The following is a 21,481-nucleotide window of genomic DNA, read 5'->3' on the forward strand; positions in this document are numbered from 1 at the left end:
GACTTGCTCCAAAACGGAAGCAGGGGTCTCTTTGCTGGTAACAAAAAGATATAAACACAAATAAGAAATGTGTTTAAATTAGGGCTTGGCTCAACTACTATCTAGCTACAAACAAAATCCGCTATAAGCGAAGGGGAATACCATGAATCTTGAAGATCTCATCCTCGTCAGTGTGGACGATCACGCTATCGAGCCGCCAGATGCCTTCAAACACCACATGCCTGAAAAATTCAAAGGTCGTGAGCCGCACGTAGAAAAGCGTGGTGACCGCGATGTTTGGATTTTTGAAGACGAGGCTACGGGGTACATGGGTCTTAATTCCGTCGTCGGTCGACCCAAGGAAGAGTACGGTATGGAGCCGCTTGGCTATGATCAGATGCGCCGAGGCACCTGGAACGTCAAGGACCGAGTTGATGACATGAATGCCAACGGCGTTTTGGGCTCGCTGTGCTTTCCGACCTTTCCCGGCTTCGCCGGTCAACGCTTTCAAGCGCATGGCAATCGTGAGATCGCCTTAGCGGCCATCCGTGCCTACAACGACTGGCATCTGTATGACTGGTGTAATGCGGCACCCGGGCGGTTCATCCCGCTGATGTTGGTACCCTATTGGGATATGCCGGCCGCCGTGGCTGAGGTCAAGCGTCTTTCGGCCCAGGGTGTTCACGCGCTGTCGTTTTCTGACAACCCTGCGCGCCTGGGCTTCCCATCAATTCATGATGACTATTGGGATCCTTTGTGGAAGGCGTGTGCAGATAACAACGTAGTGGTCTGCTGTCACATCGGCTCCGGTGGTAAAGCCGAGCACGCGTCCGATCTGTCACCGATCGATGCATGGATTACCACCATGCCCATCTCGATTGCCAACGCGGCGGCGGACTGGATATGGGCGCCGATGTGGAAGAAGTTTCCTACGCTACGCATGGCTTTGTCTGAGGGCAGTATCGGCTGGGTCCCTTATCTGCTGGAGCGCGCCGACTTTACTCATCGCCACCATAATGCATGGACCAACGCCGATTTCGGCGGAAAAATGCCGAGCGATATTTTCTTCAAGCACTTCATTACTTGCTTTATTGAAGACAATTTTGGTCTGCAAAATCTTAAGTTCATGAACGAAGACATGGTTACCTGGGAAAGCGATTACCCACATTCCGATTGCACCTGGCCGCATTCACCAGAAACCACCTGGGCGCATTTGAAGAATCTGACTGATACGCAGATCAACAAGGTTACCCACCTGAATGCGATGCGCGAGTTCTCCTATGATCCGTTCCCGCTGATCGGTCGCGAAAATTGCACAGTGGGCGCGCTACGTGCCCAGGCAACGCACGTGATTACCGAGCCAGCATTGGGTCTGGGCGGTGCCGAGGTGACCCGCAAGGACGGCAAGCCTGTTACCTCCGGCGACATCAACGCGATGTTCGCCCAAGCTGACGCAAAAACTGCGATCTGATTAGATCCTGCGCTAAACCCACTGCTGTCGTAATCCGGCAGTGGGTGTGCAGGTTGGTCATTTAACTTGCTTTCTGGGTTGTTTCAATCAGCCGAAGGTGTCTTGTTGATGAGTATTTCCCAGTTTAAATACAGCGTTATTCCCGAAGAAGCCGAAGCTCTGCGTGCCGATGTACGTTGCTTTCTCAAGGAATCGCTGGAAAATTACCCGGCTGTCAAAAAAGCCCATTCATGGATGGGCTTTGATGCGCAGTTCAGCCGTCAGCTTGGCCAGAAGGGTTGGCTTGGCATGGCGCTGCCGAAACAGTACGGCGGGGCTGATGCCAGCCCTTTTGCCCGTTACGTGATTATCGAGGAACTCTTGGCAGCGGGTGCACCGGTATCGGCGCACTGGATTGCTGATCGTCAGAGTGCACCATTGATACTTCGTTTTGGTACACCAGCACAGAAAGAGAAATACTTGCCGCCTATCTGCCGTGGCGAGAGTTACTTCTGCATTGGCATGTCGGAACCCAATTCGGGGTCTGATCTGGCGTCGATCAAAACCAATGCTCAGCGTGTCGACGCTGGCTGGTTACTGAATGGACAGAAGGTCTGGACTACCAATGCCCAGCATTCGCATTACATGATTGCGCTGGTTCGCACCGGCAGTCAGGCCGAGAGCGGGCGGCATGGTGGTATGTCTCAATTCATCATCGACCTTACGCTGCCCGGCATCACCGTGCGTCCGATAGCGGATCTCGCCGGCGGCGAGCACTTCAATGAGGTCTTTTTCGATAACGTTCGGTTGGATGCCGATGCGCTTATCGGAGAAGAGGGTAAGGGGTGGGATCAGGTCACGGCAGAGCTGGCCTTCGAGCGCAGTGGGCCAGAACGCTTCCTCAGTAGTATTGCGCTTATGCATACGGCACTGGCATTGATTGGGCCGCGACCAGATGCGTTGCAGGCGCGTGATATTGGCCGTATCACCGCCCGCTTGTTGACCTTGCGCAACATGTCGCTGGCGGTCACTCAGCAATTGGTTGATGGAAACAACCCGGCCTGGGCTGCCTCATGTGTCAAGGATCTGGGCAATGTATTCGAACAGGAGCTGCCAGAAACGCTGCAGCTCTTATTGGAAGAGCAGGCACAGGTGAACGGCGGCTCTGATCATGCGCAGGTGCTTGCCTATCTGACCCAGATGGCGCCTTCATTCTCGTTACGCGGGGGTACTCGTGAAATTTTGCGCGGCATTATTGCGCGTGGACTGGGGTTGAGATAATGCGAGAACTTTTTGAGTCAACCATTGAGCGGCTGTTGAGCGATATATCGACTGCGGACTATATCCGCTCTGCCGAAGGCGGCATGTGGAGCGCTGATCTCTGGCGCGCATTGGAAGAAAATGGTTTTCAGTTGGCCGGCGCACCTGAAGCGATTGGTGGTGCAGAGGCAGGCTGGGAAGATCTGTTTGTAATCGTCCGTGCGGCAGGGCGCTACGCCGCTCCAGTTCCATTGGTGGAAATGTTGCTGGGTAACTGGCTTCTTGAAGCAAGCGGGATAGGTGCGCGCAGCGGCGTATTGACTATCGCCGCTCAGGGTACCCTGCGTTGGGAAGGGGAACGACTATCCGGGGACCTGTATCACGTGCCGTGGGGACGGCACGCCGAATGGGTAGTAACGGTGGTTGGAGATCAGGTGGTGTTGTTGGATATGGCTTGCGCTGACGGTGTTGTTCCCGGTAGCAACATTGCCGGAGAGCCACGCGACAATCTGCTTTTCAAGGCCGCCCACTGCGCCGCGTCGGCCAAGTTGCCTAGCGCAATGCCGGCCTCTGTATTGCAGATTGGTGGCGCTATGCTGCGCTCTGCCCAGATGGCTGGTGCGCTGACTGCATTGCTGGAACTTACTTCGGGCTATGCGGCAGAGCGCAAGCAATTCGGAAAACCGATTGCCTCGTTTCAGGCCATCCAGCAGCAGCTTGCGGTTCTCGCTGAGCAAACGGCAGCGGCCAATGTTGCTGCGGAAACCGCTTTTTCTGAGTCCGGTGACCAGCTTGCGTCATTCAGTATCGCTGTGGCCAAGATCAGTACGGCCGATGCGGCCAGCATAGGCGCGGGTATTGGGCATTCGGTACACGGTGCGATCGGTTTTACTCAGGAATATTCTCTACACCTGTTGACCCGCAGGCTTTGGGCATGGCGCAGCGAATTCGGTTCGTCTACCTTCTGGAGTACGCAGTTGGGCAAGTATGTCTGTGCAGCGGGTGAACAGGCTTTCTGGCCAATGATCACGCATTCAAAACAACATCAGCTCCCGGTAGCTGAAATAGGATCTGTGTAATGAACCCCTTTCTCCAGGTTGAACGGCACGGTGCTGTAGTAATGGTCCGCATGAATAGCCCTGAAACCCGCAACGCATTGTCAGAGCCGGGACAAATTCAGGAGTTCGTCGATCTATGTGCTGGCTTGCGTCGAGATCAGAGTGTCAGGGCCGTTGTGCTGACAGGCAACGGCAAAGCCTTCTGTGCAGGTGGCAACATCAAGGACATGCAAAACCGTGAGGGTATTTTTGCTGGTTCGCCTTATGAGCTGCGCGATACCTACCGCAACGGCATTCAGCAGATTCCCCTGGCGCTTTACGAGCTGGACATCCCGATCATTGCCGCAGTGAACGGTGCCGCCATCGGTGCTGGGTTGGATCTGGCGTGTATGTGCGATATCCGTATTGCCAGCGAAAAAGCCGTGTTTGCGGAAAGCTTTGTCAAGCTAGGGATTGTGCCTGGCGACGGTGGTGCTTGGCTTTTGCCGCGTATTATTGGCATCCCGAAGGCTAGTCTAATGGCCTTCACTGGCGACACCATTGGTGCTGATAAAGCCCTCGAATGGGGGCTTGTTGAGCAATTGTGTTCGGCAGAGGAGCTGGAGACCGAAGCGCTTGAGCTGGCTCAGCGTATCGCCCAAAACCCGGGCCACGCCTTGAGACTGTGTAAGCGTCTCCTGCGTGAGGGGCAGCATATGCGGCTTGACTCCCTGCTTGAACTATCGGCGGCCTATCAATCGCTGGCGCATCACACCCAGGACCATAGTGAAGCGGTAAACGCGTTTGTCGAGAAGCGCAAACCGAACTTCAAAGACCAATAACAAAACTATTCGAGGAGAGGTCACGATGCGTAGGGTTTTTCGTGAAGATCACAATATGTTCAGGGAGCAGGCCCGACGTTTCGTTGAACGGGAAATAACACCGTACCTGCATGAGTGGGAAAAGCAGGGCATCGTTCCGAAGGATGTTTGGCGCAAAGCTGGCGAAATGGGTCTGCTGTGTTCAACCGTACCCGAAGAGTACGGTGGCGCTGGAGGCGATTACGGCCATTCGGCGGTAATGATTGAAGAGCTGGCGCGTGCCAATGCTACCGCGGTTGGCTTCACTACCCACTCTGAAATTGTTGCCCCGTATCTGATTGCCTACGGCTCCGAAGAGCAAAAGCTGAAGTGGCTACCTGAGATGGTCAGCGGCAACATCATCGGTGTGATAGCGATGAGTGAGCCGGGAATAGGCAGTGACTTACGCTCAATGCGCACGCAGGTCCGCCGTGAGGGCGATGAGTATGTGGTCAGTGGGCAGAAAACCTTTATCACCAACGGCGGCAACGCAGATCTGGTGGTGACTGCGACTAAACTTGATCCGGCCAGCAGAGATTTAACGCTCATCTGTATCGAAACGGATCGCCAGGGATTTTCCAAGGGAAAACTGCTGGACAAGATCGGCCTCAAAGGCCAGGACACCGCCGAGCTGTTCTTCGACGAGGTGCGGGTGCCGGTCAGCAATCGGCTGGGAGAGGAGAATAAAGGATTTAAATACCTCACTCATCAGTTGGCCTGGGAACGCCTGATTATCGGCCTGCGAGCCGCACAATCGATCGAAACACTGTTTGAAGAGACCTTGGAATATACCCGTGAGCGCAAGGTATTCGGTCATAGCGTGTTTGATTTTCAGAACACGCGATTCAAGCTGGCCGAGGTCAAGGCTCAGGCCACTATGCTGCGCGTTTTTGTAGATGACTGCCTGGAGCGCGTTATGCGTGATGAGCTGCCCGCAGACGTGGCAGCTATGGCCAAGCTGTTGGGATCGGAGCTGCAGGGTAAAATGCTGGATGAGTTGTTGCAGTTACACGGCGGCTACGGCTTTATGAGTGAATACAAGATCGGTCGTGCCTGGGTGGATGCACGTGTTGCACGCATCTATGGCGGCACTTCAGAAATCATGAAGGAAATCATCAGCCGCAACTTTTGAACCGGCCCGGTGCGTCGATACTCTGGCGTCCAAAACAATAACAATAGGGGAGTAATGACTATGTTGCTGATTTGTCGAAATATCCTGATTGTAGCCACCCTGTTTGTGGTGGCTAACGTTTTTGGCCAAGGCATACCTGAGGATCGTTACGCTGAAGAAGCTGATAGGGCAAAAAGCCTGCTTCGCAAAGCGATAGCACACTATCGGGCCGAAGGGGAGAGCTCACTTGCTGCCTTCAGTCGGCAGGGTGAGTTCGTCGACGAAGAGCTTTACGTCTACGTTATTGGCACTGACGGCGTCATGCTTGCGAGTGGCGGCCCGTCGTCCAATCTGATTGGCAGGGATGTCGGCTCCGCGCTGAATGACGACCTGAATAAAGGTTTCAAGGCAGCGCTGGCATTGCCAGAAAGCGAGCAGATTCATCATGCTGATTATCGCTGGATGAACTGGCAGATAGGGCGGGTAGAACGCAAAAGGGTCTTCTACCAGAGAGTGGACGACAAGATTTTTTCAGTCGGTTATTACATTGAGCGCTCAAGCGAGACAGAGGCGCAAGTACTGCTGGACTACGTCATCAAAGCTGTTGCTGAACAGCCCGAGCAGACCTTTGAACGCATAAACGAATTGGATGCTGAGTTTCTCAAAGATGATCTTTACGCCTTTGTGGTTGATCGTGAATCACAGAGGTTTATCGCCCATGGATACAATCTGAGGCTGGTAGGAAGTGATTTTCGTCGAGTCCAGTCGGCGGATCGCCAACCGATTGGGCAGGAGATCTTAGATGCTGCAGCTAAAGCGGGTAGCGGCCGTATCGGCTATCTATGGCCCAATCCGGTCACAGACAAGAACGAACCCAAGACGACACTGTTCCAGGTAGTTGGTAACTACATTGTCGCTGTCGGTTTCTACTCGAAAGCTGAATAACCCTCCAGGTTATGCAAAAGATGAACTCAACACCTGCCATCTTGATTACGGGTGGCGCCCAGAGGGTGGGCTGGCACTCTGCTCAGCGTCTGGCCAGTGACGGCTTCCGAGTTATTATTACTTGCCGTCACTGGCGCGCAGAGTGGCCAGAGCAAGGGCCGGCGGGTATTGAAGTTATCCTGGCTGACTTTTCAACCAATGAAGGTATTGAGCTGTTTATCGAGGAGCTGAAAACCCAGGTTTGTTCATTGCGAGCGATTGTTCATAACGCCTCAACATGGTGTGCTGATACTGATCTGACCTCGGATGATTTTCAGGCTATGTACGCGGTTCACATGCTAGCGCCATATATGATCAATAAGGCCTGCTCCAGTCTGCTAAACCAGGCGCAAGCAGACATCGTTCATATTACCGATCATGATGCCTTGAGCAACGACCCCGACTACGTGGCTTACCTAGCGACCAAAGCAGGACTTGAAAGTATGACTCGCTCGTTTGCGAGACGTTTCGCTCCTGCGATCAAAGTAAACAGCATAGCTCCGGCGTTGATCATGTTTAACATCTCGGATACTGCTGAGCATAAACAACATATTCTCGAGCAGTCTTTGTTGGGGTTTGAACCTGGGCCAGAGGTATTCTATCGCACCCTGAGATACCTGCTTGAAAACCCGTACATCACAGGAACCTGCCTCGACTTAAATGGCGGCGGCAGGCTTAAATATGCTTGAGAGATGGTACCTATGAGCTTGGAAAAACTGACCGATTGTTACCGGGGGATTCTAACAGAGCTGGACGAAGAGCCTGGCCGTGAAGGATTGGTGGGCACCCCTTTGCGGGCAGCAAAAGCGATGCAGTTTATGTGTCGAGGTTATGGGCAGTCGCTGGACGAAATTGTGAATAATGCTTTGTTCGATTCCGATAATGACGAGATGGTTATCGTCAAGGATATTGAGCTGTATTCCCTTTGTGAGCATCACATGTTGCCGTTTATAGGAAAGGCCCATGTCGCCTATATCCCCACTGGCAAGGTCATCGGTCTGTCCAAGGTAGCCCGCATTGTCGACATGTTTGCCCGACGTTTGCAGATACAGGAAAACCTCACGCGACAAATTGCAGAGGCATTGCAACAGGTGACTCAAGCTGAAGGTGTGGCCGTAGTGATTGAGGCGAAACACATGTGCATGATGATGCGCGGCGTTGAGAAGCAAAACTCCACTATGTTCAGCTCGGTAATGCTAGGTGCTTTCCGTGAATCGGGTAATACTCGGCAGGAGTTTCTGCAGTTGATCAGCCGGGGTTAATTGCCCCGGCTATGCGAGGAACTCAGGCGTCAGTTGAGACCGCTAAATGCCGCCAGCGCTGCAATTCATCTTTTCTTGAGGCTGACCGGGTTTCAGCCAGCGAGATGGCATCGGAGCCCACGATAAAATGAAGCGGGGCCTTTGGATTCAGTGCTAGTTCGATAAGCGCTTGGCCGAGCTTTTCTGGTGCGCCAGGCTGGTTGTGGTTGTTGTTGGCGGAGGATGACCGAACCTTGCTAGAGAACTCCTCATATTCGGCAAGGGGAGCGCTGCCAAAGCGAGCGGAGCTGTCGTCCAGAAAATCAGTGCGAAAGGCGCCGGGTGCAACCAAAGTTACTTGGACGCCAAAACCCGCCACTTCCTGCGCCAATGACTCAGAAAACCCAACGACGGCAAACTTCGAGGCGCAATACACACTTGCACCGGGCATCCCGGCAAGGCCGGCAATTGATGCAATATTAAAAATGTGGCCTTGACGTTGATTGCGCATTACCGGCAGCACCGCTCGACACATAGCGAACAAGCCAAAGACGTTAGTCGCAAACTGACTTTCAATATCGCTTGCGCTGTTATCTTCAAATGGGCCTAACTGACCATACCCAGCATTGTTGACCAAAATATCAATGTTCCCGAATTTGGCGATGGTCGCGTCTACTGCCTTTTGGATCTGATCTGTTGCAGTCACATCGAGAGAGAGGGTTAGAACCCGACTTGTATCGTGGCTCCTGTAAGCGTCGCTGATATTCGCCTGCGTCCGTCCCGTAACGACCACGTTGTCGCCTGCCGCAATGGCGGCTTGAGCTATATGCCAGCCGAGGCCTCTATTTGCTCCGGTGATGAGCCATGTACGCATTTACACATCCTCGAATTGGTAGGTAGCTTACAGCTTGGCTAAGAAACTATACATAATGTTAAAAAGTGTCAATATGTTCCGACTAAAGCGTAGGCGAGCCTTGAATTGATGCTAACTAGGCCCCCGTTAAAACAGCTTCGCCGGTAAACTTCAATCCAACGGTGGTTCTACAAACCTCACTAGCTCTCCACGCGAATTAATAATAGATAGAGGTCCTATGGTGGATTTGCTCATGGTTTCGTCTTGGGCCTTAGGCATGACCGTGCCATAAATTTTCAGCCAGCCCTTTTGGCCAAAGTCTCCCTCAATAAACACAGCAGATTTCCTGGTCTCAGGGTAGTTTTCGCCATATCGGTTTCACCCAAATCTGATCCGCGGGACGGTATGACTCACGCAATGCCGATTTAAGCACAGAGTGCTGAGAAAGCTGTTACCACCTCACAATCTGTCGCTGGCCCTGCTGACTCGGCAGGAAGGCATGTCCTGGCAGACGCTATCTAATTGTCGCCAACAAGCCAAGGCTTGAGGGGCTGCTGTGCCAGGAGATCAAAAGCCGACTAACTCTTTTCCGGAAATTGAAGTTCTGCCCTCAATGGAAGCAGAACGGCTTTGCCCGTCTGGAAGAGGCCAGGGTCAGTGACTTTATGCGCTTGTACGGCCACGAGCACCGGCATCAGGGCCTAGATGCTACCGTTCTTGCAAAGCGACACGAAGTGTATGAGCGGGCCTATGCTGAACGCCCGAGGCGCTGCTCACGACACAAGAGAAACTGGCAGCCTGTCAGGGGTGTAGCACTGAACCCTGAGAGGCTTGAAGTAGCGCAGAAAGAAGCTGACACATGCTTGGTTAGCTTTCTTCCAGGCATATGAGTCGTTGCTGTGCATCGCAGGCCATGAACGGTTGGTTGTGGATAGCCTTCTGCATGCTCTGCAAACCTTTGCCAACTCAGTATTGGTAACGTACGAACTCAAGGAGGAGAGGTTAAAGTGCGGCGGGGAAGCCAGTAACTAACACTGCTCCCAGAAGTTTGACTGTAGACACGGGCGGCGGCGTCCGCAAACCAGAGAATAGTTTATAAGCCCATCTTCTGGTGGTTCCGGAGCAACCGCCTTTGGCTAAGTTCGAGGAACTCGTGTCTGGTAACGGTGCTAGGAACGACCAGCCGCCGCATTCAAGATCCAAGCTTCAACCTCATGCTTCAGCCAACGACTGGCTTTACCGATTTTAACCTGCCTCGGAAATTCTCCATTCTTAATCCGTGCGTAGATGGATTTTCTACTTAGACTGACTTTATCTGACACCTCGTGGAAGTTCAGCAGAACCAGATCAGTCATGGTGCGCCTCCCCATTAACTCCTAGAAGAGGTAATACAGTTTTATTATTGATCTTTTTTCGGTTAAACATTTTATTTGCCCTTAGCCAGGGCATCCGTGCGTTATTTCTACCCGTTCAATTCGACTGCGTGCCCAAGGGATAGATGGCATCGCAGTAGCACGCGGGAGGTTCTGGCAAGACCTCATAGACAAATACTATTGTAATGAGCCTAATCGGTCAATAAATAATCCTTGACATTTTTATAGCCACCTATTTCCATGCTGTCAACTCTTAAGAGCGCTGAGTTGTAGGTGTGCTTTCCAAGGAGAGTTAATGTGTATGCTGGTTTGTATGCTGTATTTTATAAAATTCATAATATGTTGATATACATATAAAAATACATGTAAATAGAATCCAGTCTCCCCGACCAAATCCTTTTTCAGGTGTTCCCACTCTGTCTCACCGCCGCCCTGGACCCGCTGGGGCGAGCCTTGCGGCTCTCAGCCTTTTCTCGTTATGTCTCTTTGTAGCTATCCATTGGAGAAACCGAGAGCATTGGTATCCCTTAACCGGAAGATCAAAGCTTAGTTTATATACTGGAAATGTAGGGCTCGCCATTGCCTGAAGAGATTTGTCTGGGCAAAAAAAAGCCCGCTAAGCGGGCTTAAAGGGGAGCAGCTTACTCCACAACAAAATCAGTTGCCGGTAGCACGCATATGCTGAACGCTGAACATTTCCGGTGTGCTAAGGCTAGGATCAACCTGACCCTTGAACTGACCGGTGGTGCAATGCATCGCCTGAACGTCGATCATGCTGAAGCTGTCATCAATTGACACGCCTGTGCCCTTGTTGGCAGGCAGGTGGTGGTCCGGATGCGCCTGGCCGATGGTAAAGGTCTTCCACAGCTTTCCGCTGCGATCATAAGAGACGGTGCGTGGAATGGTGAAGGTCTGCGCATCGATGAAATGCACGCGCTTGGAAAGAGGATGGCTGTCATCAACCGGAGAAGCCTCCACTTCATAGACCTTGCGTAACTGCCAGGTTATGTTCGGGAAACAGCCGCCTTGGCCTCCAAAAGCCACCACCTGATAGCCATCGCTGTCGCTATGGGTTTCTGCGTCCAGTGTCAGGTCATTGTGGTTGTAGAAGGGCATCAGCATGTGCCGCGTTCCCTTATAGTTCCAGTTCATGTCGGAGATACGGCCATTGTATCCCTCAAAATCTTCGATCATCAGGTCGGAACCCAAGAAAGCGTCAGTGACCTGGCCAGTGGCCAGGCGACGCACACGCCGCTGAAACCCCAGATACAGCCAGGAATTGTCTCGCTTGAGATCATCCTGCGCACGGTGAATCAACAGCTGAGTATTGCGCACGTCGTATGGCTCGAGTACCTGCACGTAGATACCACGAAACAGTTCTGAGGGGTTTGGGGTTATTGTCGGAACAGGCTCATGGTTGACGCGACCAGTAAAGTTCAGGAAGTGAAAGTTGAACTTAATGGTACGCTCCAGCTTGCCGGAGTTCATGTCTCGATATTTCCAATAAAATGGTGCAATCGCGGCGCTGTCTCCCCAGTTGTAGCCGTATTTGTAGTTCCATGCGAGCTTTTCACCTGCTCTGGGATCATTAGTATCGGGCTCTTCAAGAAATGGCCGTCCAGCGACCCAACCGTTTATTTCACCGACGCTATCCCCCAGTGAGACCTGTCCGAGACCATTGCGGCTAGCCTCGATATAGCCTGGGTGCAGATCGAAGGAAGTGGTCTCGCCTACAGTAACCTCCAACCAGCCCTGCTCGATAAAATTGGCGAAGGCAGGATCAATGATGTCCTTGAACTGCGCCAGATTGTCCTGGTTGATGACCATTCCCGCCTGCAATCCATCATGGGAGGGAACGTCGTCCTGGTAGGGATGAAAACTATTATTGATCAGGACATCGTTCGCCAGCACGCTAGTGCTGAACAGGCTGACGAGCATGCTGCCAGCGAGGGCGGAACGGGTGAAATGCTTGAGTGTTATGTTCATAGTTATTCCTCGTAATCAGAAGCTGTAACGTACGGTCAACTGGAGTTCGTCTTCTTTTTGGGCCATGCCGATAGGGCCTGCGCGGAAACGTCCCAAAGGCTCATAGCCACCCAGTCCAAGAGTTTGTCCTTCGGCATGGCCAGGTGCGCCGGCGGTAAAGGGGTCCCAAGGGTTACAGCTACGGCAATCATCGAACTCGCGGGCGCCACGGCCAACTTTGATATTTGCGCCACCGACAATTTTCAGGTTGTCGCTGACCAACCATTCAATGCTGGGAGCGATGGCGGTGGCTTCTGCCTTGAAGTCGTGTGCTGCGAGAATTTGTGGGCTCAAACGATCGTTCATCCACCAGCCCTTGATCAGCAGGGTGCCGATGAAGTTCTCTTCCCAGTCAGGCATCCCGGCCTTGCCCAGCGGACGATCTTCGAGCTGGTGCTCGTGGATCTTCTGCCCGAACAATTGGCCGGAGAACAGGAAAGCTCGATTGCTGTTGAGGAAGGGCAGGAAGATGTTCTTGTCGGCACCGACCACGAAGCGGGTTACGTCCGACTCCGAATACAGACGTGTCTGCAAAGTATTGGCGAACTCTTCCCCGTCGGTGTGGGCTACTTCCATGCGAAATACGGTATCGATACTCTGAGCGTAGTAATCCAGTGATCCACCGATCAGGTTGACTCGAGGAAAGTGGATGTCGAAAGCGATCAGGCTCGGCCATACCGCGGTTTCACCAGTGAAGCCATTCTGGCCCGGAATGCCGCCGCGCAATGAAGGCAATTGCGAGCGGTAGGTGAGGGCGTTCAATGAGAAGCCGATATCGCCATACACACCCTCCAGCTTAAGGCCGAACTGGCCGTTGGACAGACTCCAGGCCGGCATATGCGCCTTGCGGACGCCGATCTGACCGGGTCCGAAGTCAGTCGCGAACACTCCGCCTGCGAAGTTGGCGACGGTACCGCCGTTTTCCCACAGGTTGTTCATGCCGCGGAAGAAGCAAGCTGCATCAAGGATATTGTTCGGCGAACCGCACTGTCCAATGTCATGGGGGCGGAAGCGGTCGAAGTTCCAGACGAAGGACAGGTTCAAGTCGTCAAAAATCTCGCCAGGTCCCATCCGGTAGTCGGTCTTCAGAATCCACATGGGGATGCGAATGTCCTGCAGCTCGTCATAGATGTTGTTGCGTGAGAAATCCACCGGGTTGATCACGTCAAGCACGCGGAATAGATCGGTGCGGCCCCAGACCACTTGCTGCTTACCCAGGCGGGTGCTGAGGATATGGCCGTTGCCCAGCCCGTAATCGAAGTCCACGTACAGCTCGCGGATGAAGTCCAGCCGGTCGTTGAACTCGCCGTAGCGCAGGTCGTTAGTGTCCTTGTCGAGGTAACCGTTGATACAGCCACGGCTGTCCACGTCACAGGGGCGAACTGGTACGCCGAAAGCGACGCCGCCATCGGTATCATGCAGCTGTTCGCCCAGCACTATCATGCCTTCGTTAGGGTTGTTGGCCTCGTCAAAGGAGTTGGGCAAGGCCAGGCCGCTGCCATGCGGGACGCTATTGCCCCCGCCGATATTTTCGATCATTACCGGCCCGCCGGCATTGCGTCCGTATTCATTCTTGTTCAGGTCATATACGCCGTCATAAGAACCGCGCAGGACAGCGTTCCAGGAGACGTTGCTGAACAGTCCAAACTCGCCGATTTTGCGCTCGGCATTCAATTGCATGGTGTTGCGGAATTTGGACAACCCCACGCTATCGCGAACGAAGGTGGCATTTTCGTAGTAGCCGGAGTATCTGATCTCCTCATCAGCGACCGCGCTGGCGAGGGGAGTCAGAGCCAGACCGGCGCTTCCAAGCAGAGTCAGGCTCCAGTGCTTCAGGCCTATTATTGTTGTTTGCATGGCAGTTCCTCTTGCAGGGTGGGAGGGGCGAGCTGACGGCGGTGCCGTCAGGAAGCACCCTGTATCAGCCCGTTTTCCGCCCCATGCCGGGCAGATGACGGGAATGCTAGGTCGGATGAAAGATCGGCATGCAGCACGCCGTCGTCATCCACGTAAACATCGGTAATGAAGCGCGGACGCATGACCAGCACCCAAGCCGGTACCAGCAGCATGGCGGCAATGCCGTTGATGACGATCATCACGCACAGCAGCATCGCGGCATCGGCCTGAAAGCGCAGATCGGAGAGAATGACCCACATGATGATTCCGGCCATCAGCGTGATCGCGGTGAAGCTGATCGCCATACCCGTGGTAGCGATGGAGCGCCGCACCGCATCGCGCAGATCGCCGGTTTTGGCCATTTCTTCGCGGATGCGATCCATCATGTAGATTGAGTAGTCGATGCCTACCCCGATACCCACTGCGATCACCGGCACCGTATTGATATCAATGCCCAGTCCGCTGATGCCCATATAGGCGTAGGTCAGAGCTGTGGCGAAAAGCATCGCCAGCAGCATCATCAGGCCGGCGTGCCAGGAGGTGTAGAACAGCATCACGAAACCAAAGATCAGCAGAAACACCAAGGGCAGCACGATCAGGTTGGTCTCGAATGCGGACTCGTTCATGGCCGCCGCGACACCCATGGTGCCACCAGCCAGGCGAATGCTCAGCCCCTCGACCTTGCCTTCATTGGCGTCGATCCATTGTTGGGCCATATGGATTGCTCGGCGGATGGTCTCGCCCTGGCGGTCCTTGTAATAGAAAACCAGATTGGCGATGCGGTCGTCGGTGTCGTTGAACTCGTTCAGCGCACCGGGGATGGGGCTGGAGGCCATGTAGGTAAACATCAATCCACCGACATAGTCCGCATCGTGTGGGATCTGGAACCAGCGCGGATCATCGTTATGCATCAGCCGGTTGACCTGCTTGACCAGGTCGGGCAACCCCTTGCTGCCGCCCACGCCCGGGTCGCCAAGCATATGCGCCTGCAAATCACCTAGCGCACGCAGAACCTCTGGCTGCTTCAAGCCGCCGACCTGCTCGTGCTCAGCGATGATGTACAGCTCCTCCGAACCGGGGAAGCGATCATTCACCTCCTTCGAGGAGACGTTGTAATCATGTTCTGGGTAGAGGATTGGGGAGCCTGGCTCCGAGTCACCGATGCGTACGTTGGAGGCGGAGAACAGTCCTGCCACGATTGCCAGCGCTGCGATGCCGAGCATCACTGGTGCGGCACCGGGACGCGACACCATGCGCGAGCAGGCACCGCCGATATAACGTAAAGCGGTTTCACGCAGCTCAGGATTTTTCGGCGTCGGCAGAATCGACAGCAGTAATGGCACCCCGATCAGTACCGTCAGGATCACAGTCGAGGCCCAGAGCGAGGCATAGATTCCCAGTTTGGTGTTCAGCGCGATGGAGCCGATGGCAATAAGCGATAGCCCGACCGCATCCGATACCACGCCCAGCGAGCCCGGCCGGAACAGACTTTCAAAGGTGGCACGAGCGGCCTGCTGACCGTTGCCCGACACGCGAACTTCAGCGTAATACCGTTCAACTAACTGCACCCCGTGACTCATGGCGCGAGCGGCAATCAGAAAGGGAATAACTAGGCCCAGCGGGTCGAGATTAAATCCCAACAGACTGATAATTCCGAGCCCCCAGATGGTCGACACCATCACCCCGCCGAGCGGGATCAATACGCCATAGGCCTTGCGGAAATGGAAGATCAGCAGGGCGAGCATGATCAGCACGGTGAAGATGAAGATCTGCAGGATCTGGTCCATATAGGTATAGGCCCAGCCGACCAGCACCGGTTGACCGGTGGCGTAGATGGTCATCCCGTCGCGGGCTTCGTTATCGCGCAGCAATTGCAGTTGGGCAAAGGTGTTTTCGTAGTCCAGCTGGCCCTCGATCAACTGCGCCTTGACCAATGCCATCTTGAAATCTGGCGAGACTAGCGGCCCGTAGATCCGGGGATTGGCGGCTACATCAGCGCGCATGGCGGCCAGTTGCTCTTCGCTATAGTCGTTCTGCTGCGCATCAAAGTAGGGTTCGGAGTTGATCGAACCCACTTCGGTCAGCCAGATCTTGCGAGAGTTGCGATGGGTTACGCTGGTGACCAGGTTGTGGTTTACGCCGGGCAAGTTATCGACCGCGTGCGTGATACGGTCGATGGTCGCCAGATTCTCATTGCTGAAGATGTCCCCGTCTTCGAAGGCAACGCCAACCACTAGCACATTGGCGCCGCCGAAGCTGTCCTTGATGCTATTATGCAACTCTATGTAGGGATGCTGCTGGGGCAGCAGATCGGCAAAATCGGTGTATATCTTCAGCCCAGGTATGCGCAGAGCGAACAACAGGGTGAGTAGTGCGATGGCGGCCAGTACCTTGCGTGGGTTGTTGAATATCCACACTTCGAGGCTGTGCATGGCATGGGTAAATCGATGCATTCCAGGCATGTCGGTTTCCTCAGTTAGTACTGGCCGCTAAGGCCTTTGGGAGTGGAATATTCAGCAGGAGCCCTCGGCCACCAGCCGCCAGAAGGTGCTGATTGGGAAGCAAACGCCCTGCGCGCAGATAGAGGGGTTGATCAGGCGTGGTCAGGGGCGTCCAGCGCTGGCCGCGCAGTTGCAGCACGGTGGCGTTTTCACCTACCGCGTAGAGTCCTTGCGGGCCATCAATAAAGCCAAAGATGGGTGCTTCGGTGCCGGTACGCTGACGTTGCCAGGTCACTCCGGCATCGCTGGTGTGCCAGATAAACCCATTCAGTCCGCCGACCCACCCTTGCTCCAGAGAGGTGTAGTGACTGGCGTGCGGATAGAACTCATCCGGCAGGCTGCCGGAAGTCTCCCAATTGCGGCCACCGTCTACGGTAACGAACCGCAAGCCGTACTCCCCGGTGACGATAGCTTGCTCGTCATTGACGAACTGCAGGGTGGTAAATATGGCATCCTCGTCGAGGCTCATCTCATCCCAGGTCTGACCTTGATCGGCACTGCTTTGCAAGGTGCTGAATGCGCCTGCCGCCCACCAGCTGCCATCAGGCGCGCAAGTCGCCGCCATCATCTGTTCACTGCTGGGCAGTGCGTGAGCAGTCCAGTTCTGTGCCTGGGGATCGGCATGCCAGAGTTGGTTATCGAAGCTCAGGGCAATAAAACTGCCATCGGGGCAGACATCCAGATCGATCAGACTCATATCGGTAGGTAGCTGTTGGCGCTGCCATTGCTGCCCGTTATCCAGGCTGCTTACAGCCACACCTTGATTACCAACCAACAGGGTGACCTGTGCATTGCTGGCCATTGCCTGATAGAAATCGGTACGCTGATTTGGCTGTTTTGCCTGTTGGGTAACGGCATCCAGGTCAAGAGCGGCTTCGCAACCGCTCAATACCACCCCAAGGCTGACAAGGGCGATAGAAGGGAAAAGACGTATTAACGGAGGGCGCTCAAAGCGCCGTAGGGCAATTAACATGTACGCCACCACTGTTTGTTTTTGTATAAGCAAAGCGACTACGCAGCATGTAGCAACGCCCATGCCAGCATGCTGGGCGCGCCCGATTTCTGATTTCAAGTTATTGTAAAGTTTGAGTTTTATTGTTTTGTTCGTGCTGAGGAATGGGCTCAGGAGAGCCTAGGCGTCCAAGAAATTTGATCAATTGATCAACTCTCCTGGAGCTGTTTCTCTTTTGATCAAAAGCGCAAAATGCCAGTCGTCGTGACGAAGAGCAGGTCTAGGGGGGAGGAGCGGAAAGCGTCAGAGGGTATGTGAAACGTCACTTTTTTTCAGTCGGTAAGCTAGTGCCGGTCGGCTCAGGCCAAGCAGCCGGGCAGCTTTTGATACGTTCTGTTCGGCCATCTGCATGGCTTTGTGCATCAGTTGCTGCTCTAGTGTTTCAAGGCTGATGCCTTCCGCGATGATACGGCTGGCCCAATCGCCCTCCGCCACCGCCGTCGACTGCACGTCGACAAGCTGTCCCGTGGCGTTAAGACGTTCCTCGTGTTTGCTGTCCGGATCGTCGGGGAATACCGCAAATAACGAGTCCTGGCTGATTGTTTCGTTGCTGTCGGTCAGGATCACTCCGCGCTCGATCACATTCTCGAGTTCACGAATATTACCCGGCCAACGATAACGAAGGCATAGCTCCAGTGCTTTGTCTGAAAAGCCCAACGTGCGTTTGCTGTATTCGTTATGGAATTTTTTCAGAAAGTGTTCTGCCAATAGCGGAAGGTCTTCCAAGCGCTCGCGCAAGGGAGGAATCTTGACCGGGAACACATTCAATCGGTAGTACAGGTCTGCGCGGAAGCGCCCGTTCTCCACCGCTTCGGCAAGTGATTCGTTGGTGGCGGCAATGACGCGAACGTCAATGCTGCGGGTGCGATGATCGCCGACCCGTTCGAGCTCGCCTTCCTGCAGAACCCGCAACAAGGTCGCTTGCGCGCGGGGGGACAGCTCAACCACTTCATCGAGGAAAATGGTACCGCCGTGAGCTCGTTCAAAACGGCCCTGGCGAGACTGGCTGGCGCCGGTGTAGGCGCCTTTTTCCACGCCGAACAGTTCTGCCTCAATCAGGTCCGGCGGGATAGCGGCGCAGTTCACTGCTACGAAGGGTTGCTCAGCGCGCTCACTGCTTAGGTGCACGCTGCGTGCGATAACTTCCTTGCCAACCCCGGTTTCACCAAGCAACAGCACCGAAACCTTGCCTTTGGCGGCCTTGTCGATCATCTGACACACGGTCTTGTAGGCGTGGGACTGGCCTATACCATAATACTGCCCCTGCTGCTTTTCCAGGCTGGTACGCAGTGAACTCACCTGGCTCTGCAGGTCGTATAACTCCTCGATAATCGGGTCGCTGCGAAAGTACTGCTTGAACTCCTCTGCGTCCTCCCACTCTTCTGCAGGCTTGCCGGTAATCAGGCATTTTTCATCTCCGCAGCCACGGCAACTGGTCTCACGGAAGATGATTTCTCGGCCCATAAAAGAAGAGGTATAGGCGCATGCATATCCCAGCAGCGCCCAACACGCGGGATCTTCCATCATGCCCAGTTCAGTTTGGCAGATCTCTACTTCGAAAGAGTCGATCCACTCCAACTCACCGTAAAAATGGCCGGATTGCTGATCCAGGTCGATCTGAATCGGCCGCACCTTGACCATGCCCTTGAGTGAATGCAGTTGAGGGCCAGCGAGAAAGATGTCCAGCTCGCTGGAGTGGGGTCGCAGATGGCGCGCAAGTTCGGCGTCCTTTACTCCGGACTGGTAGCCCATGCGCATGAAGAAGCCCTTGGCCCGTTCAATCCCCAGGCTATTGACCAACTCGCGGCGGAAATTCGCCATGGAGGATACCTGCATCAGAAGCATCCGCTGTTCGCCAAACCAGATTTTCCCTTCAGCACTTTGAAAGCGAATTTGCTCGCTCAGATCAAGGTAATCCGAGTATTGGACCTGGGGCTTGTAGCTGATCGCCATGGCGTCTGCCTATTTTTTATTAGCGGGCTGCGTCCGGCTGGGTGTGTCTCATAGTGATCCAGGAGCCGGCGGTTTTATCTCTTTATCTTCTACTCGTATTTACCAAAAAATCAACCAGATGATGAAAAAGTGGGCCGCTGCAGTCAGGGCTGAGCATTTGAGTGAACAGGGGTAGCAACTTGATCAAATGATCAAAAAAAGCCAACCCCCTGCTGCTTTTACTTCTACCTAATACGGCGCGTGTATTTTGGTGAAAATACGAAATATATAAATAAATCAATCGTATACATCGAATTTACGCATGCTTTTTGTTTCTTGGCACAAGCGTTGCTCTGTTGCTTTCACAACACCAAGCACAGGTCCCGACCTTATGAGCCAGCCCGCACAAACTTTTGATCAGATGCCACGTTATGTCCGTGTGCGCAGTGAGCCTGGGGCTCGCCTGGTCGAGTTCGACTTCGCCATCGGCCATCCCGATTTGTTTGTAGAACTGGTTCTTCCCAGTGCCGCCTTCGAGCATTTTTGTCAGCACAACCGTGTTCAGCATATGAGCGAAGAGATGGCTCGGGCGGTGGATGAAGAAATGATCAAGTGGCGATTTGGTGAACATGGAAGTCGCTGATTCAGCTGATCCGAACACCCTTCCAACAACAATACGGTAGCGTTGATATGAGCATCGAAATCAAGACTACATCGGTCGAGCCGATTCGAAACACCTACAGCAATATCAAAAGGCGTTTTGGTGATAAACCGGCGACCCGGTATCAGGAAGCCAGCTTCGATATCGAAGCGGTGACCAACTTCCACTACAAGCCGTTGTGGGATCCGGAGCACATGCTCAATGACCCGACCCGCACCTGCATTCGCATGGCCGATTGGCACAGCGTGACCGATCCTCGGCAATTCTATTACGGCGCCTATGTGCAGAACCGCGCCAAGATGCAGGAAGCTACCGAACACAGTTACAGCTTTTGCGACAAGCGTGGCTTGATTACGCGCTTGCCTGAAGACCTGCAAGAGACGCTGTTGCGCTTTCTCGTGCCGCTGCGGCATGTGGAGCTGGGTGCGAACATGAATAACAGCGGTGTCGCCGGTGATTGCATCGCTGGCACCGTCACCCAAATGCATATCTACCAGGCCATGGACCGTCTGGGTGCAGGTCAGTATCTCTCGCGTATCGCGCTGATTATCGATGGCGGTACCGGCGAAGCGCTCGACCGCTCCAAAACCTACTGGATGGATGATGCGCTGTGGCAACCCATGCGTCGCCTGGTTGAAGACACGCTGGTGATCAAGGATTGGTTCGAATTAAGCCTGACGCAGAATCTGATCATCGATGGCCTGATGTACCCGCTGATGTACGAGGCCTTCGATCAGTGGCTGGATGAGCAAGGCGCAGCCGACGTGTCCATGCTTACTGAGTTCATGCGCGACTGGTCTAAGGAGACCGTTCGCTGGGTCGATGCGATGGTCAAGACCGTGATGGCCGAAAACGAAGCCAACGCCGTTCAGCTGCAGGCATGGGTCGAGCATTGGGAGCCGCGCGCCTATGAGGCGCTGGCGCCCTTGGCCGATGAAAGCATGGGCCGTGACGCGCTGGATACAGTTCGCGCCCAGTTTGCCACTCGTTTGAAAAAGCTTGGCCTCACTAGCCAGGGAGTACAGGCATGAGCCAGCTCGCTTTTATCGTCTTCCAGGACAACGACAACGCTCGTTACATCGTGGAAGCCATTGCGCAGGACAACCCCCACGCCGAAGTGCAGCACCAACCCGCACTGATCCGAATCCAGGCCGAAAAACGCCTGGTGATCAACCGAGCAACGGTTGAAGAGAAGATCGGTCGGGAATGGGACGTTCAGGAAATGCTCCTGGATGTGATCAGTATCGGCGGCAACGTGGATGAGGATGAAGACCATTTCATTCTCGAGTGGAAAAATTAGGAGATC

General features: G+C 54.1%; 18 protein-coding genes. 11 read left to right on the forward strand and 7 right to left on the reverse strand.

What is annotated here, in order from left to right; genetic code table 11:
* The first annotated feature begins 142 nt into the window (after positions 1–142).
* From DT594_RS02145 to folE, 8 genes are all read left to right on the forward strand, one after another.
* Positions 143–1,450, forward strand: a complete 1,308-nt coding sequence (locus DT594_RS02145) for an amidohydrolase family protein (RefSeq protein WP_096346429.1) — start codon at positions 143–145, stop codon at positions 1,448–1,450.
* 108 nt (positions 1,451–1,558) lie between these two features.
* On the forward strand, positions 1,559–2,710 hold the full coding sequence (locus DT594_RS02150) for an acyl-CoA dehydrogenase family protein (RefSeq protein ID WP_096346428.1): 1,152 nt from the start codon (positions 1,559–1,561) through the stop codon (positions 2,708–2,710).
* A complete protein-coding gene (locus tag DT594_RS02155) occupies positions 2,710–3,768 on the forward strand; it encodes an acyl-CoA dehydrogenase family protein (protein ID WP_096346427.1) in 1,059 nt (352 codons plus the stop codon). Before DT594_RS02150 ends, DT594_RS02155 begins: the two co-directional genes overlap by 1 nt.
* On the forward strand, positions 3,768–4,568 hold the full coding sequence (locus DT594_RS02160) for a crotonase/enoyl-CoA hydratase family protein (protein ID WP_096346426.1): 801 nt from the start codon (positions 3,768–3,770) through the stop codon (positions 4,566–4,568). Before DT594_RS02155 ends, DT594_RS02160 begins: the two co-directional genes overlap by 1 nt.
* Before the next feature lie 25 nt (positions 4,569–4,593).
* The gene (locus tag DT594_RS02165; RefSeq protein WP_149331166.1) at positions 4,594–5,718 is read left to right on the forward strand and encodes an acyl-CoA dehydrogenase family protein; all 1,125 of its coding nucleotides are present in this window, start codon (positions 4,594–4,596) and stop codon (positions 5,716–5,718) included.
* A 54-nt stretch (positions 5,719–5,772) separates the two neighbouring features.
* Entirely contained in the window at positions 5,773–6,642 is an 870-nt protein-coding gene (locus tag DT594_RS02170; RefSeq protein WP_246164529.1) for a cache domain-containing protein, read from the forward strand.
* A gap of 20 nt (positions 6,643–6,662) precedes the next feature.
* Complete coding sequence (gene folM, locus DT594_RS02175) at positions 6,663–7,370, forward strand: dihydromonapterin reductase (RefSeq protein WP_149331167.1); 708 nt, start codon at positions 6,663–6,665, stop codon at positions 7,368–7,370.
* An 18-nt stretch (positions 7,371–7,388) separates the two neighbouring features.
* The gene (gene folE, locus DT594_RS02180) at positions 7,389–7,943 is read left to right on the forward strand and encodes a GTP cyclohydrolase I FolE (RefSeq protein ID WP_425460501.1); all 555 of its coding nucleotides are present in this window, start codon (positions 7,389–7,391) and stop codon (positions 7,941–7,943) included.
* 22 nt (positions 7,944–7,965) lie between these two features.
* Here the strand turns inward: folE and DT594_RS02185 are convergent, their stop codons facing one another.
* The 7 genes from DT594_RS02185 to DT594_RS02215 all read right to left on the reverse strand — a co-directional run bounded on the left by DT594_RS02185 (position 7,966) and on the right by DT594_RS02215 (position 19,535).
* Positions 7,966–8,796, reverse strand: coding sequence for an oxidoreductase (locus DT594_RS02185; RefSeq protein ID WP_149331169.1), 831 nt, complete (start codon positions 8,794–8,796; stop codon positions 7,966–7,968).
* Between the two features lie 1,148 nt (positions 8,797–9,944).
* The gene (locus tag DT594_RS02190) at positions 9,945–10,130 is read right to left on the reverse strand and encodes a helix-turn-helix transcriptional regulator (RefSeq protein ID WP_096346420.1); all 186 of its coding nucleotides are present in this window, start codon (positions 10,128–10,130) and stop codon (positions 9,945–9,947) included.
* 675 nt (positions 10,131–10,805) lie between these two features.
* On the reverse strand, positions 10,806–12,134 hold the full coding sequence (locus DT594_RS02195) for a DUF1329 domain-containing protein (RefSeq protein WP_218574460.1): 1,329 nt from the start codon (positions 12,132–12,134) through the stop codon (positions 10,806–10,808).
* A gap of 15 nt (positions 12,135–12,149) precedes the next feature.
* Positions 12,150–14,030, reverse strand: a complete 1,881-nt coding sequence (locus tag DT594_RS02200) for a DUF1302 family protein (RefSeq protein WP_149331170.1) — start codon at positions 14,028–14,030, stop codon at positions 12,150–12,152.
* Between the two features lie 47 nt (positions 14,031–14,077).
* Positions 14,078–16,531, reverse strand: a complete 2,454-nt coding sequence (locus tag DT594_RS02205; RefSeq protein ID WP_149331171.1) for an efflux RND transporter permease subunit — start codon at positions 16,529–16,531, stop codon at positions 14,078–14,080.
* A gap of 10 nt (positions 16,532–16,541) precedes the next feature.
* Positions 16,542–17,543, reverse strand: coding sequence for a sialidase family protein (locus DT594_RS02210; RefSeq protein ID WP_149331172.1), 1,002 nt, complete (start codon positions 17,541–17,543; stop codon positions 16,542–16,544).
* Between the two features lie 282 nt (positions 17,544–17,825).
* On the reverse strand, positions 17,826–19,535 hold the full coding sequence (locus DT594_RS02215) for a sigma-54-dependent Fis family transcriptional regulator (protein WP_149331173.1): 1,710 nt from the start codon (positions 19,533–19,535) through the stop codon (positions 17,826–17,828).
* Positions 19,536–19,905: 370 nt separating this feature from the next.
* Between DT594_RS02215 and DT594_RS02220 the strand changes: the two genes are divergently transcribed.
* The 3 genes from DT594_RS02220 to DT594_RS02230 are packed head-to-tail and all read left to right on the forward strand — an operon-like array spanning position 19,906 to position 21,475.
* Complete coding sequence (locus DT594_RS02220; RefSeq protein WP_096346414.1) at positions 19,906–20,157, forward strand: phenol hydroxylase subunit; 252 nt, start codon at positions 19,906–19,908, stop codon at positions 20,155–20,157.
* 47 nt (positions 20,158–20,204) lie between these two features.
* Complete coding sequence (locus DT594_RS02225) at positions 20,205–21,206, forward strand: aromatic/alkene monooxygenase hydroxylase subunit beta (protein ID WP_149331174.1); 1,002 nt, start codon at positions 20,205–20,207, stop codon at positions 21,204–21,206.
* On the forward strand, positions 21,203–21,475 hold the full coding sequence (locus tag DT594_RS02230; protein ID WP_096346412.1) for an MmoB/DmpM family protein: 273 nt from the start codon (positions 21,203–21,205) through the stop codon (positions 21,473–21,475). Before DT594_RS02225 ends, DT594_RS02230 begins: the two co-directional genes overlap by 4 nt.
* Positions 21,476–21,481: the final 6 nt, after the last annotated feature.

The organism is Halopseudomonas laoshanensis (genome assembly GCF_008365385.1).
In the GTDB taxonomy this organism is placed as follows: Bacteria; Pseudomonadota; Gammaproteobacteria; order Pseudomonadales; family Pseudomonadaceae; genus Halopseudomonas; species Halopseudomonas laoshanensis.

Excerpts from the sequence above, each read along its gene's own strand:
- DT594_RS02145 (WP_096346429.1), top strand. The coding sequence starts at position 143 with ATGAATCTTGAAGATCTCATCCTCGTCAGTGTGGACGATCACGCTATC.
- DT594_RS02150 (WP_096346428.1), top strand. The coding sequence starts at position 1,559 with ATGAGTATTTCCCAGTTTAAATACAGCGTTATTCCCGAAGAAGCCGAA.
- DT594_RS02155 (WP_096346427.1), top strand. The coding sequence starts at position 2,710 with ATGCGAGAACTTTTTGAGTCAACCATTGAGCGGCTGTTGAGCGATATA.
- DT594_RS02160 (WP_096346426.1), top strand. The coding sequence starts at position 3,768 with ATGAACCCCTTTCTCCAGGTTGAACGGCACGGTGCTGTAGTAATGGTC.
- DT594_RS02165 (WP_149331166.1), top strand. The coding sequence starts at position 4,594 with ATGCGTAGGGTTTTTCGTGAAGATCACAATATGTTCAGGGAGCAGGCC.
- DT594_RS02170 (WP_246164529.1), top strand. The coding sequence starts at position 5,773 with ATGACTATGTTGCTGATTTGTCGAAATATCCTGATTGTAGCCACCCTG.
- folM (WP_149331167.1), top strand. The coding sequence starts at position 6,663 with ATGAACTCAACACCTGCCATCTTGATTACGGGTGGCGCCCAGAGGGTG.
- DT594_RS02185 (WP_149331169.1), bottom strand. The coding sequence starts at position 8,796 with ATGCGTACATGGCTCATCACCGGAGCAAATAGAGGCCTCGGCTGGCAT.
- DT594_RS02190 (WP_096346420.1), bottom strand. The coding sequence starts at position 10,130 with ATGACTGATCTGGTTCTGCTGAACTTCCACGAGGTGTCAGATAAAGTC.
- DT594_RS02195 (WP_218574460.1), bottom strand. The coding sequence starts at position 12,134 with ATGAACATAACACTCAAGCATTTCACCCGTTCCGCCCTCGCTGGCAGC.
- DT594_RS02200 (WP_149331170.1), bottom strand. The coding sequence starts at position 14,030 with ATGCAAACAACAATAATAGGCCTGAAGCACTGGAGCCTGACTCTGCTT.
- DT594_RS02205 (WP_149331171.1), bottom strand. The coding sequence starts at position 16,531 with ATGCCTGGAATGCATCGATTTACCCATGCCATGCACAGCCTCGAAGTG.
- DT594_RS02210 (WP_149331172.1), bottom strand. The coding sequence starts at position 17,543 with ATGTTAATTGCCCTACGGCGCTTTGAGCGCCCTCCGTTAATACGTCTT.
- DT594_RS02215 (WP_149331173.1), bottom strand. The coding sequence starts at position 19,535 with ATGGCGATCAGCTACAAGCCCCAGGTCCAATACTCGGATTACCTTGAT.
- DT594_RS02220 (WP_096346414.1), top strand. The coding sequence starts at position 19,906 with ATGAGCCAGCCCGCACAAACTTTTGATCAGATGCCACGTTATGTCCGT.
- DT594_RS02225 (WP_149331174.1), top strand. The coding sequence starts at position 20,205 with ATGAGCATCGAAATCAAGACTACATCGGTCGAGCCGATTCGAAACACC.
- DT594_RS02230 (WP_096346412.1), top strand. The coding sequence starts at position 21,203 with ATGAGCCAGCTCGCTTTTATCGTCTTCCAGGACAACGACAACGCTCGT.